The sequence below is a fragment of the Paenibacillus sp. FSL H3-0329 genome (assembly GCF_037963285.1).
GTDB lineage: Bacteria > Bacillota > Bacilli > Paenibacillales > Paenibacillaceae > Paenibacillus_AQ > Paenibacillus_AQ odorifer.
The window spans coordinates 3,583,302-3,596,965 of record NZ_CP150150.1 but is presented as its reverse complement, the minus strand read 5'-3'; the positions used below and the strand labels follow the sequence as shown (position 1 = coordinate 3,596,965).

The window sequence follows — 13,664 nt, the reverse complement described above, 5'->3', positions numbered from 1 at the left end:
ACCACCTCACCAAATTTGCCCATCGAATTTTTTGGCGAGCTTATTCGCTGCCAACACTAAAACAAATCCGATGACCGCTTTAAATAATCCCACAGCAGTAGCCAAGCCAATCTTAAGTCGCTCGAGCCCTTCACGGTATACCCATGTGTCGATAATGTCGATCTTCTCCTGATTAAAGCTGTTGGCAAACATGAATATTTGGTCAAAACCAGCATCCAGAATATGGCTTAATTTAAGGATCAGCATCAGAATCATAACGCCTCGAATGCCGGGAAGTGTTACATGCCATAGCTGTCTCCACTTGGAAGCGCCATCAATTTTAGCCGCTTCATATAAGCTTGGATCGATTCCTGCTAATGCTGCAAGGTACAATATCGCTCCCCATCCAATATCCTTCCATATTTCAGATAAGATGATCAGCAGTCTGCCCCAGGCAGGTTCCGTTAGGAATGAGATGGGTTCAACTCCAGTTTCCTTCAAAATCATGTTAAAAAGACCATCCCCTGGGGCTAGTAATGCCACCATCATTCCATAAACAATGACCCATGATAGAAAGTGGGGTAAATAAGTGATCGTTTGTACGATTTTCTTAAACCATTGGGTATAAACTTCATTGAGCAGCAAAGCAAGTATGATAGGAGCTGAGAAACCGAACAACAGCTTATACAGGGATATGATAATCGTATTTCTCATGATGTCCCAGAAATAAACGCCGTTCATAAAATCTGTGAAATTTCTAAATCCCACCCATGGGCTATCCCATAGTCCCAAAGCTAGGTTATAGTTTTTAAAGGCAATAATGATTCCCGCCATAGGAATGTATTTGAATACGGCAAAGTAAACTAATGCCGGGAACAAGAGAGCGTACATCACTTTATACTTTTTTATCGTCCTTATCCATGAGTTCCGCTTTTTGGGGAGGGGAATGGCGTCCGCTGCCAATTTTGCTTGCATATCATCACCTCGTCTTTATTTGTATTTGTATAATAGCATCTCGTTATTGGATAAATTTCTGTAATTTCAAGAATTTCTTATAAGATATTAAGTAAGTACAGCCTCGGATAATTCGAATACAATAGGCATGATTGTCTTGCATTAAAGCTCGTACAATAACTCTGACACGAAAGTTTGAGTATAGACCAAATACAATCCTGAGGTCCCAAACAAAAAAAGCCCTAGAAAAAAATGGGCTTAATTTAATGAGTCTGTTTTTATATAATGCATCCACGTATTTTATTTTCCATTAATAAAAACTACATTCATGAACAAAAGTCATCCTCCAGCGTAAGTTTAGAGTTCTCAATATATAAATCAATAATGCTTATGACTAGACCAAAATTCCTTTAACAAACAATGAGACACTATGCTTGTAGAACTCTTCCTCGGTAACGAATTGGGATTGATATTGCCGATGAATCAGCTCGCTCATCTGAAATCCGTAACACATCGAGAGAAAAGACATTGCGACAAGACGCTCATCCTGCCTGGCGATAACTTTTTTCTTCTGCAAGCGTTCAAAATATTCAACCAGCAAGGAGTGAAGTTTCGCCGGCGGATCGGCCAGCACTCTGTCTAATTCGGGAAGCATTCCTTTGTCGCGGATGCCAATCAAAATGATGTCCGCATTTTTATGGAAAAATAAACGGTACTGCTGACTTACATTCAGCAGATCGACTTCCGGATTATCGGTCGCTTCCTCTTTTAACAGCTTCTCAAATTGCGGAATATCCGAATGTCTTTGAATGATGGCTTCCAATATCCCTTGCTTGCTTCCGAATTGCCGGAAAATCGTAGATTCATTTACTTTAGCTTCCGTTGCAATGGCTTTGGTGCTTACACCCCGATAGCCATTCTTTTTGATGAGACGTGTCGCGGCTTCAATGATTCTGTCTGAAGTTTGCATTGTAGTTCTCCTTTTGCATATGTTAATCCTATTCTACTACAAGTTTTGCAGTCAGGTACCACTTGCGTGAGCATGCTCTTTTACTATCATATCGAAAAGAATATATGCAAGCAAGTACTCGCTTGCATATATTCTTTTCATTCTCTATAATAATGACTTAGTCAGTATGCCTTATCCTAAAAACATATACGTAAAGGAGAATTTTTATGAAGTATGGACGTATTATCCAAAAACCTCGCGTTAAATTTTTTGAAGTCGCAGATGGCGTCTTTGCTGGTATTTCGCCGTATCGTGGGATCAGTTGGGCCAATGCCGGGTTCATCAACAAGGGTGATGGGTTGGTGTATGACACGTTCTTCGATTTGTTCCATGCGCGGGAAATGCGGGAGGTTTTTATGGAAGTAAGCAACGGCGGCTCTCCCGCATATGTGGTGAACTCGCACTATAACAGCGACCACGCCTGGGGAAACAAAGTGTTTGAAGATGCTTGTATTATTATGCACAAGGAAGCCTCCAGAGAGCGTCTCACCGAAAATATCGCTTGGATGGACAGCGTCATCAGAAGAGGAAAGAATTCTCCGGAATCGACTCCGGGTGAGCGGTTTTTTGCAGCGGAATTTGAAGGATTCGACCTGGAAGGCGTAGAATGGGTGCTCCCGAGTATTGAGATAAAGGACGATATCAACATCCGTCTTGGCGATACAGAAGTTATGATTCACAACGTAGCTCCAGCCCATTCTGATAGTGACTTACTGTTGTGGATGCCAAAAGAAAAAGTGCTGTTCGCTGGCGATGTCGTGTTTAATGGTTGTACGGCATACAGCGAAGAGGGAACCCTCAATTGGGTTAAAGTGCTTGATCGCATTATTGATGAAATTAAACCCGAAATCGTTGTTCCAGGGCATGGCGCCATTTGCGGCTTGGATTTCGTGAAGGAACAGAGAGACTACCTCTTGAACCTGATCAGCGAGTTCAACAAGCATTACAATGATGAAATCGATTCCTTGTCCCTGACCAAGCAAATGGATATTTCCCGCTTCCTTCATTGGATTCAGCCAGAACGCTTGTATGTTACAGTGGATATCCTATTGAAAAGCAAACGAGGGTTGCCACCCCTTCCAGTTTGGAACGAGGTGCCTGCTAAGCTGGAAGACATGAAAGTTTTTTTGGCTGGAAAATATGACAATCAGATCAAGCCATGGGACCCTATGAGTGTTTGGCAAGAATAGCAATTTACAGCTAACCTATGAAAACAAAAGAACGGCCCTGTCGCTAATGATGCGAACAGCGGCGGTTCTTTTGCATTGTTCCAAGGAATTAAAATCGGTGCTTAGAAACGATTATGATAAAAAATGGAGAAGGACTATGACTTACTAGAGGAGAATCTCCCCAATTGGATTGGAGAGATTCCCGTTGTTGTTGTATTTATTATTCCAAATAGCCTTGGGCAAGTTTCATTAGGGTTTCTTTGCTTACTTTATTTATGTCACCACGTAAAGTATAGGCGTATTTCACCTTTTTGTCTGGGCTCTCGTATACCCATTTCAGCTCGTGCGTCTGCGAAGGAGCAAATTCTGTATGCAGCATTTCTACTCCCTTCACTTGAATCTTCTCCTGCTTAAATTCAACCTTTTCGTCAATATACATTGTAGGGTCGCTCTTTCCACTCAGATTAGTGATATCAACCCCGATTTCATCTTCGCCATTTTTATACGTAGCAAAGAGAAGGAAAAACTGATCTGTCATTTCAACCGGCATCATGGCATATCCCTGATTGGATTCTTCCGCCTGCTTTCTCAGTTTTTCTGCCATTTTCTTTTTTTCTTCCGAAGAAGGAGGATTCACTTCCTGAGCATTTTTAAAGATTACGTCCGCCTTCTGGAATGTATAAATTCCATTGATGTTGTCTGCGATCTTAATGGATTGATCCGTAATCTTATCACGCAATTGAGATGAATCGTGGAAGATAGTCAACTTTGTTCCAAGATCTGTTTGATGATTCGGGTTATTGGCAACCAAATAGAACAGCCCAGCTTCCCCGTTCTTTAGCACCTTTTCCTTCAGTTCAAAAAATGCCTTGAACCGCGCTGCCTCATCTTTCGATTCTGTTTTTTCGTAATCTTTCGTAGATTTCGTTTCATATACGACTTTGCCATCCTTATTGGTCAAAGAATGATATTGAACTGCCGCATAACCCGTGGAGGCCATTAACATCATCCCTACACACGCAGTCAGAACAACTTTATATTTCATAAAAAACCTCTCCTTTTCTTTTGGCTTAGCATGTATTATTCTCATTACTTTTCCTGTCAAGTCGGCGTCAGGAATGCTCGCGTCATCAAACAGTTTTTTCAAATCCCGATCCCTGTCCATATTCATACACTCCCACTCCCTTCACTTGAGCATAATACTTTCGAAATTTTGCAGATGTACGTTCGTACCTTTTACGAAGGCTGGCGCTGTTTTTACCGAGAATCAATCCGATCTCCTGATAGCTTTTATCCTCGACACAACGTAAGATTAACAAATTACGCTCTTCCGCCGATAATTTTGCCATGGCCTGATGTACGGATTCATCAAAATAGTTGGCTTCAATATGCAAATCGACTTCATTATTTTCTTTATCATCCTGGTAAAAGAAAGGCAAATATTTAACCAACTTTCGCTTACGGATGATGTCTATACATTGATGGTAGGCAATCTTGTATATCCAGGCGCCAAAATCGATCTGATATTGGGTATATTTTTTCAAGGTGCGGAAGGTCTTCAAAAATACCTCCTGTGCGTTCTCCTCGGCTTCGGCATAATTGCCCAGCATGTGATAACAGTAGAGAAAAATCGGTTTTTGATAAATCTCCATGATTTTCTCGAATTGTTCTGTGTTCCCATCCAACACATCTGCAATGATCTGATTTAACTCCGTATCATTCAAGCTGTCTCCCCCCTTTCACTCTATACAACGAAGAGCTCGACCCAAAATGTGACAGCAATAAAGATCATTACAATCTAAATCGAGCTTCGCAAGGAGCTTGTGTGGCCCTTTTCCGTTGGAATGTTTGTCCTTTTTTCGCCATAAAAATATCCCCTCCAAGTGTCACTCGAACCTCCATGATAACATGCAGGTTTTTTCGAGTGTCTACTTGAAGGGGATAATACCAAACAAGATCAACCTTTAGTTTTTATCTTAACCATTTTTTGAATCAATCGTGTATAAACCATCGGAATCTGAGAAGTGGCATTTGCAACAAGTTGATGTGTTTGGTCTATATTTACACTTCAACTTCTCCGATCATTTGCTGTTCGATTTGTTTCATCTCATAAAAATAGCCTTTTTGCCCCATCAACTCCGAATAGGACCCCGTTTCGACTACCCTGCCTTGGTCCATGACCACAATCTGGTCCATCTCTTCTAATCCGGTTAGCCGATGACAAATCAGGAGAAGCGTATCATTAGCCGCCTGTGCGTAGAGATGCTTCAATACGTGATGCTCTGTCACATAATCCAGCGATGAAGTTGGTTCGTCCAGAAGCCATACCCGTCCTTTGCGGAGCATCGCTCGCGCCATAGCCAACCTCTGCTTCTCGCCGTCTGACAGATTCTCCCCTTTTTCATACACCATATCGGTCAACGATGTATCGGGCAGCTGCATTTTAGCTAGCACATCCAACAATTGTTCGTCAGCGTGTTCTTCTCCATTCAGCAGCAGGTTGTCCCGAATCGTTCCCCGGAAGAAATGACTTTGCTGAAATACCACATTAGCCGTTTGCCAAATGCTCGTCTCGTCCAGTTCCTTCACCGAAATACCGTTTAATCGTATCTCGCCAGCCGTTGGTGTTCGCAGTTTGAGCAGCAATTCGATATTTGTTGATTTTCCTGACCCACTCGGCCCGACTATTGCCGTTTTGGAGCCAGGTGAAATGTGCAGGGACATATCCCTGAGTGCCGGTCTCCACTCCCCTTCATATTGAAATGTAACATTGGATAGTTCCATCGTAACAGCATGATTAACAGGCAATGTGCCACTTGGTTGCGAAGACTGCTCATCAAAAGTCTGAACTGTTTCCGTCAGTCGTTTGGCTGCGTGTTCGCTATCCTCTTTATACGCGGGTAATGTGGCCATAGCCGCCGCTTCTTCAAATACGGTTTGTGATGCCATAACCAACATGGCAAGAAATACGCCTGCAAGCGCTCCTTCCATAATTAAATAGGCGCCGAGCGTCAGCACTCCCCAGGAAACGAGAAATGTAACAAAAGTGTGCATCGATTGCCCGCGCAGCAAGTGCCCGGCTGCTCGTTGCTGTTCAGTTGCCAATACAGCGGAAGCATGCTGAAGCTGCTCCTCCCGCTGTGCCAATTGACCATATACTTTCAAATCCCGGAAACCGTACAACACTTCGGTAACTTCCGTGGACAGCTGCGCCCTCTGCTCACGAACGCGTCCATGTGTTCTCCGCTGCCCGAGTAACACAATTCCCGGTACAACGAATGCCGTTACCAGCATACCTATTACAAACAAAACGGCAATCCAGATCGAAAAGGTAGAAGTAAACAGCACCGTAGCCAAAAATACCATGACGACCATGATCGGAGGATAAGCGACTCGCAAAAAATAATTTTGCAAACTTTCCACATCCCCAACGATCCGCGCAAGCAGATCCCCGCTTCGATTTTTGTTCAATATACCAGGCGTTAAAGGAATAAGCTTGGCGAAAAAGGATGTACGTAAACGGCTAAGCATGGAGAAAGTCGCCCGGTGAGAATACAAGCGTTCTCCATAACGACTCGCCGCCCGAAGCAGACCCAGCAGTTTGACCATGGAGGTGAGTACAATTAAAGTATAAAGCGGTGGCGCAAATACCGTTTGCGAAATCAGATACCCGCTCGCAGAAAAGAGTGCCACACCGGCTATGCCGGCAATAAATCCACCCAAAATCGAAAGAATGATATCCTTGCGCTCCTGAATCATCGCCTTTGACAGAACAGCCAGTTCATTCATGAGGATATCCCCCCTTTCCGCTCTACATCAATCATCTCGGCATACTGAGGCAGGCGCTCCAGAAGCTCGTCATGTCGTCCCGAGTCCACCAACACTCCATTGTCCATAAACAAAATCTTGTCGGCTTGTTGAATCGTATATAATCGGTGAGCCACCGTAATCATCGTAGCCGTTTTTGCCAGTTTGGCTATGGAGCGTTGCAGTACCCGCTCGGTGTGCAAATCCAGTCCAACTGTGGGTTCATCAAACAAAATGATAGCAGGACGCTTCAAAAAAGCGCGTGCTAAGGCAAGCCGCTGCTTTTCCCCACCAGACAGTCCCCGGCCTCCTTCACCAACAAAGGTATCAAATCCATGCTCTAATTGGGCTGTAAGCGCAGCGAGTCCGGCTTCCTCCCCCGCCCGCTCAATTTCAGCTCTGGAGATGTTTCCACCAGCACCAATCGCAATATTTTCAGAAAATGTGCCTGCAAAAATATACGGATGCTGTGTAATGTAGCTAACATGTTCGAACCATTCGGTTTCATCGTATTGCGAGAGTGGACTTCCATTCACCAGAAGCGTACCCGATTCTGGTTTCAGCAGACCGGCAATGAGATGTAGCAAAGTCGTTTTGCCGGAACCGCTTTTGCCAACAATGGCAATGTGTTCTCCTGGACTAAGCTGGATCCGCCCCGTCTTAAGCTCGAAAGAATCTGGAGCATACTGAAACCGAAGTTGGTCAATTACGATAGACGGTGGTATTAAAAGGTCTCCAGAATGGGCAAGTTCCAGTTTGCTTATTCTGTCGGTCCTATCCCCGACCTTATCTATGCTGTCGATCTCGTCGATTCCATCGGTTGTTAATGCTCCTTCAATGCCATTAGCGTCCCTGCTCTCCCCTGCCGTTTCCTCAAGCATCTGTTCCACCTTACGAACCGCACCCATACTTGTCCGGCCGCTGTGAAAGGCTGTTCCCGTATTCTTTAACAGGTTGTAAAACTCGGGAACGAGCAGCAAAACGAAAAAGGCAGTGTGGAACGTCATAGCTTTGAAAACAAGCAACTGGATGGCCAGTTCGAGAGCCACAATACCAATGCTTAGCATCACGATTGATTCCAGCATGAATGTATTCGTAAACGCAATCTTCAAAATACCCATCGTGGCATCACGATAACCCAAGCTACTGCGTTCAATCTCCTGTTGCTGACGGTGAGCCCGTCCAAATATTTTCAATGTCACCAGTCCTTGAAGAGAGTCCAGAAACGTCCCTGAAAACTCAGCCAGTTGCGCATATTTTTCTTCGGATTTGTTCTTCGTTTTCAGCCCTACCAAAATCATGAACAGCGGGATGAACGGAGCAGTAAACAATAGAATGAACCCCGTGTTGGCATGTTGGATAAATGTAACGACCAAAATCAGAACCGGGATGATAGCAGCTTCCATCATACGCGGCATGTATTGACTGAAATAACTATCAGCCTCATCCACAGCATCCAGAGCAATACTGACCTTCCCTCCCGTCTGTCCACTAAGGGTTGAAGGCATGGAAGCATGGGTCAAGTTTTGCAGCACGGCTGCGCGCATATTTGTCTTGGCAGCAGCTGCCATATGCAAGCCAACAATACCGTTTCCATAAGACAATAGTGTGCGTACAGCCATAATAGCCAGAAGTATACCGAGCAACAGGATAACCGATGAAAATGAAGCTCTCTCCACAAAAATCCGTTGGACTGCTTCAGCAAGCAGTCCAGCCTGACTCACAATAGCTATACCAAGCCCGAGCGAAATGATTGCGAGGAGAGCCATGTTTTTCCTTTGTGAAGACATTTGTTGAGAAATCAAACTGGATTTCCTCTTCACAGATCACACCTCCTTTATATATAGGCTTGTAGGGAAACCTCAAACATGCCGTAATGGATTAATCAGCTTTATTTTTTCCCTTTTACATAATCCGCATCAAACAGGAAGAGTCTGAAGACCAGAATAAGGGATGGGATCAACAGGCATAGACCGCCGATAAACACAATAACTAATGCTAAGCCCATTGCCGGTGAAGTTGCACTGCTCTGAATCGTGATATACGGATCAAGAATATAAGGGTATTGCCCAATTCCATAAGCGAAAAAGGCACAGAAAAATTGCAACATGACGCATATAAAAGCTAATCCGTAACGGCGTCCGTTATATAATAGCCACATCGCGATCATGAAGAAAGCAACGGAAAGTGCCAGCAACCACCATAAATCCATCATATTTTGAAAATGCCGCTCATTGTGTTGACCCAAATAGATAAATGCTGTAAGTGCGAGGATTATCGTCGGTGTGCTCCAAAACAGGGCGTAGTTGCGCATCAGCTTCAACGCGGAATGATCCTCTGCCCGAGAAGCGTAAAATGTCAGAAATGAGCCGCTAATGAACAAAACGGACACAATTGCCAGTCCAACGATACTCCACGATAACGGATTGGTGAACAGCGCCCAGTAATCCAGAGAAACCGTCTCCCCCTGCTTCACGATAAAGCTGCCTTCAGACAAAGTTAGCGCCACTGACAACGATGCTGGAATAAGCAAACCTGTAGCTCCGTACAAAAAAAGATATACTATGTTTTTCTTGGAACCGTAATTTTCAAAAGCATAGAATGAACCGCGAATCGCAAGAAGAATCAATGCAATGCTTCCCGGAACAAGTAGCGCGGAGCCATAATAATAGGCTGTGTCCGGAAAAAAACCGACGATGCCAATGTAGAAAAAGATAAAAAATACATTTGTAATTTCCCAAACGGGTGATAAATAACGCGAAATCAGACGATTAATGAGATGATCCTGCTTCGTTAAACGGGCATAAAAGGCGAAGAAGCCCGCTCCGAAATCAATGGAAGCTATAATTAAATAGCCGTACAAAAACAGCCAGAGCACCGAGATGCCAATCAATTCGTAACTCATCATTCAGTGCCCCCCTTTTCCGTAGATTGATTAGGATGATCCTTCATCCATTTCTCCATCTCAGCTTCTGCCGGATTATTGTTGAACAAGCGTCTTAGCACGATTACACACATACTGCCGAGAACGATGTACAAGAGCAATAAGGCGAAGAATATAATTCTTACATTCGGTGAAGACGTGGCCGCCTCCTCAACACGCATATATCCACGGATAATCCACGGCTGTCGGCCAACCTCTGCATAAAACCAGCCCAGCTCAACAGCCAGAAAAGCGAGGGGGGCGCTCAGTGCGATGATGCGAAGCATCCACTTGTTAAGCTCATTACGCTTTTTCCAGAACACAAACAGAAAATATAGGAACGAAATCGCGAGCAGAGTAAATCCGATTCCGACCATTAAATCAAACAGATAATGAACGAGAAGTGGTGGCCATTCTTCCTTGGGGAATTCCTCGAGCCCCGTCACCTCTGCATTAAAGTCTCCAAAGGCCAGGAAGCTGAGCAGCTTCGGAAGATGAAGAGCCCCTAGAACTTCATGCTCTGCATTCAGCCATCCCAATAGAACCAAATCCACCCTGCTACTCGTCTCAAAATGCCACTCTGCCGCTGCAAGCTTCTCTGGCTGATGCTCGGCCAAAAACTTGGCGGACACATCACCGGCTAACGTGTTCAGCAAACCGAATAGTAAAACGACCGCCATCATGAGATTTAAAGATTTTTTGTGGTATGCGGACACACCTTTTCTCAGCATCGCGAAGGCTGCAATCCCGGCTAACAAGGCAGCTCCTGTTAAATAGGCCGAGCTTAATACATGGAACACTTTGGAGAACGTCGCCGTATTCAGCATCGCTTGCACCGGGTTAATCGCTGTGAATTGGCCTGCTTCCATGACAAAGCCTTCAGGCTGGTTCATGAATCCGTTCACCGTCGTAATAAAAACGGCAGACATGCCTGCCCCGGCGACAATCGGTATCGTCAGCAGCCAATGGGTATATGGATTTTTGAACCGATCCCACGTATACAAATAAATGCCCAGGAAGATAGCCTCGAAAAAGAACGCGAACACCTCCATGAATAACGGAAGTGCAATGACATTCCCAGCCAGTTTCATAAAATTCGGCCATACCAGGGCCAGCTGTAGTGAAATCGCTGTACCGGTCACAACACCAACCGCCACAGAAATGACAAATCCTCGAGACCACCTCTTTGCCATAAGTGTATAATGGGGGTCTTTCTTCCGGATCCCGATGAACTCTGCTATAGCGATCATTAGCGGTATACCGACGCCAATCGTCGCAAAAATAACGTGGAACCCGAGAGTCAAGCCTGTCACTAGCCTGCTCCATAGCACCGTATCAATTGCCATTCTTTACTGCTCCCTTCAAAACTCTGTTCATTTTTCGTCTTAAGTTGATACTTATGATTAGGCCCGCTAACTGTAGGCTGCATTCAATATCAGGTTTAGCAAGGCTCAGCGACATCGTTTCCTGTTCGTTTTAGTATGACATTCCTCGTTCTTTGCTATGTAAAAAGAGAAATATTTCACAAAGCAAGAGTTGGCGAACCTGATTTACCTGTTACTGAGCAGTCAAATTAATAACGTGGCCTAATAATTAAAGTTATCTTATCTTAAATTTTAAGTATTTCAATCATCGACATCTCTTAATCCCTAAACGTTCAAGAAAGGGACAAATCTTTCTAACAACTCAGTGAATAACACAAAAAGCACCCGAAGGAGCTATTGATTGATTAGCGTATATGTGATGTCACAAGTTTCCTCCTACTTCGATGCTAACAAAAAAACGAAATTTTCTCATTTTAAGCCGTAATATACCCCCTTTTTGCAACAAAAAAACACTGACTTAAATCATCAGTGTTTTTGAATTCAAGCTAATTTCATCTTCGTCATGACAAATCTTGAACTGCCACCATCATTTAGTACGACCGTAGAAAAAAGAATACCCATCTGACTTCCCGAGTTTAGTCGTCTCCGTTCCGTCCACTAGCTTGACCGCTTTCAGCAACGATACAATTTGCGTATTCATTAGCTTTGCATCAAATTTGTCCATCTCTCTGTTGTCACTATCCACGAGCAGATAGTCGGGCATTGGAATGAATCCAATCACCGGTATCCCTGCTTCAAATAAGGGCTGACTCTCTCCAAACTCAAACTTGTTATGTCCACGCAATAATACAGTACGTGTGCTATCTGTCTTTTCAATAGCCTTCAGCCAAATGGCTGCCATCATTTCATTGCCTGCATACGTATATTCTGTACTTATTTGTCCAGTTGGACCATAGTGACCCGTATCATCGTCCTTCCACTCCATGCTGCCTAAATGCTCAACCGTAATTCCAGCTACAGCTTTTAAATGGCCATTCTTGCCATCCCAGAGCTCTCGATGCCCCTCCATCCAGGTGGAAGTTGCCTGAGAGGACCCTTTGAACTCCGGTAATCTAAAATGCCCTGTCACAAAAGCGAAAATCATCGTACGTTCCGGCTGCTCCTGCTGTAAGTAACGAATCATAGACAGCATACCCACAGCGCCATTCTCCTCCACTACATTTATCCCATCCGTATGGGTATTTACGATAATCGCTTCGTCTTTATTCTTACCGTCAATCTTCACATAAAAGGATTCTGTTGGGGCATCTTTTTGTATTTCCGCTTCTAAAATAACCGTACCTTCTTTATGCTCTTGAGCTGCGCTGATCACCTTTTTCCCTTCCGTTTCATTAACCCAGATTGCAGGGATTCCTGCATAATCGGTGGTAAAAGGCACATATTGCTCTTCAACCTTATCGTCAGATACCCCTTTCCAGACTAAAACAACAGCTTTTACGCCCATTTCCGTCGCTTGCTCCAATTTAGCTTCTTTTAAAGCTGTAGTGAGGACCAGATCGCCTTCATTTGGGGCAATTTGGTTGTCCATTGGAGATGAAGCCCGCATATTCATAACGATCCCACTTGGAAAATTTCTAAAATTCTCAATTTCAATGACAGCAATTTTTCCACTGGCCTGGCCATATTCACCACGCTTCGTATACACCAGCTCCCCTGTCACACCTTTTTCGTCAGTTTCCCCGGAATAGGGAAAAGCTGAAGAGACATGAATTGCCTGCTGATCAATCATTAAAGCACTGTTCTTTTCTTCCCATCGGTCAAAAGTATAGCGATCACGATATACTTGCAGCCCCATATCCGTTACCTGCTGCTCCAGCCAAGCAATAAACTGATTGTGACCCTCAGAGCCGGTTGTACGGCTTCCAAAAGAATTCATTACTTCAATATCTTTCAGCATCATTGCTGCAGAATCCAATTTACGTTCATCGATCGTCATAGCCGCATCAGCTGATAATACCACAGGTGTTGTAATAGGTTTTGCATAGATTCCAATCCCCCAAAGTGCAGTAACGATAAGTGCAGTAATGCTGAATAACACTTTACGAACGGCTAGAAACGGAGTGACTCTTTTGCTCCCCGATTGCCCAAAGAGTCCTCTACATATGCCCGCTACGATCAGCAGCAGGATAGAAAGCGCAAGCAGCCAAAATTCTCTTGTTAGTAAGAATAGCCCTTCTGCCACCATCACACTAATAAAAACCACATGTACCTTCTCACGTTTCTTTAAGAGTAAAAAAGAGATGCCTAAATCTGCTAACAAAAAGATAATGGTCACGATCGAGATTACCGTTTCTTTGCCAATGAATACCGTAGCACAGAGTGCTAGGATCAAAAGCAGCACCGCTGACAATCGTCTATATAAGATTTCTAACATGACGCCCTCCCATTTTAACTAACGATTATTTTGACATTACATTTGTAATGCCTTATGGTTTTAG

At 44.0% G+C, this 13,664-nt stretch carries 10 protein-coding genes; 1 reads left to right on the top strand and 9 read right to left on the bottom strand.

What is annotated here, in order from left to right; all coding sequences use genetic code 11:
* Nucleotides 1–6: 6 nt before the first annotated feature.
* Nucleotides 7–954 (bottom strand): ABC transporter permease subunit, encoded by a 948-nt coding sequence (locus tag NSQ66_RS15770; protein ID WP_076099129.1) that lies wholly within the window; start codon nt 952–954, stop codon nt 7–9.
* A 373-nt stretch (nt 955–1,327) separates the two neighbouring features.
* Nucleotides 1,328–1,903 (bottom strand): TetR/AcrR family transcriptional regulator, encoded by a 576-nt coding sequence (locus NSQ66_RS15765; RefSeq protein WP_076273214.1) that lies wholly within the window; start codon nt 1,901–1,903, stop codon nt 1,328–1,330.
* 206 nt (nt 1,904–2,109) lie between these two features.
* Here NSQ66_RS15765 and NSQ66_RS15760 point away from each other — a divergent pair, with 206 nt between their 5' ends.
* Entirely contained in the window at nt 2,110–3,132 is a 1,023-nt protein-coding gene (locus NSQ66_RS15760; protein WP_339279307.1) for an MBL fold metallo-hydrolase, read from the top strand.
* A gap of 199 nt (nt 3,133–3,331) precedes the next feature.
* On the opposite strand, the gene NSQ66_RS15755 is transcribed toward NSQ66_RS15760, so the two are convergent.
* The 7 genes from NSQ66_RS15755 to NSQ66_RS15725 all read right to left on the bottom strand — a co-directional run bounded on the left by NSQ66_RS15755 (nt 3,332) and on the right by NSQ66_RS15725 (nt 13,600).
* Nucleotides 3,332–4,156, bottom strand: coding sequence for a hypothetical protein (locus NSQ66_RS15755; RefSeq protein WP_076099132.1), 825 nt, complete (start codon nt 4,154–4,156; stop codon nt 3,332–3,334).
* An 85-nt stretch (nt 4,157–4,241) separates the two neighbouring features.
* The gene (locus NSQ66_RS15750) at nt 4,242–4,835 is read right to left on the bottom strand and encodes a sigma-70 family RNA polymerase sigma factor (RefSeq protein ID WP_076099133.1); all 594 of its coding nucleotides are present in this window, start codon (nt 4,833–4,835) and stop codon (nt 4,242–4,244) included.
* Between the two features lie 337 nt (nt 4,836–5,172).
* On the bottom strand, nt 5,173–6,900 hold the full coding sequence (cydC, locus tag NSQ66_RS15745) for a thiol reductant ABC exporter subunit CydC (RefSeq protein WP_076099134.1): 1,728 nt from the start codon (nt 6,898–6,900) through the stop codon (nt 5,173–5,175).
* Entirely contained in the window at nt 6,897–8,741 is a 1,845-nt protein-coding gene (gene cydD, locus NSQ66_RS15740; protein WP_076099135.1) for a thiol reductant ABC exporter subunit CydD, read from the bottom strand. Before cydD ends, cydC begins: the two co-directional genes overlap by 4 nt.
* A gap of 68 nt (nt 8,742–8,809) precedes the next feature.
* The gene (locus NSQ66_RS15735) at nt 8,810–9,826 is read right to left on the bottom strand and encodes a cytochrome d ubiquinol oxidase subunit II (protein WP_036677093.1); all 1,017 of its coding nucleotides are present in this window, start codon (nt 9,824–9,826) and stop codon (nt 8,810–8,812) included.
* Entirely contained in the window at nt 9,823–11,187 is a 1,365-nt protein-coding gene (locus NSQ66_RS15730; RefSeq protein ID WP_036677095.1) for a cytochrome ubiquinol oxidase subunit I, read from the bottom strand. The genes NSQ66_RS15735 and NSQ66_RS15730 overlap by 4 nt, the downstream gene beginning before the upstream one ends.
* A 565-nt stretch (nt 11,188–11,752) precedes the next feature.
* Nucleotides 11,753–13,600: a hypothetical protein gene (locus NSQ66_RS15725; protein ID WP_076141256.1), complete on the bottom strand. Its 1,848-nt coding sequence runs from the start codon at nt 13,598–13,600 to the stop codon at nt 11,753–11,755.
* Nucleotides 13,601–13,664 lie beyond the last annotated feature (64 nt).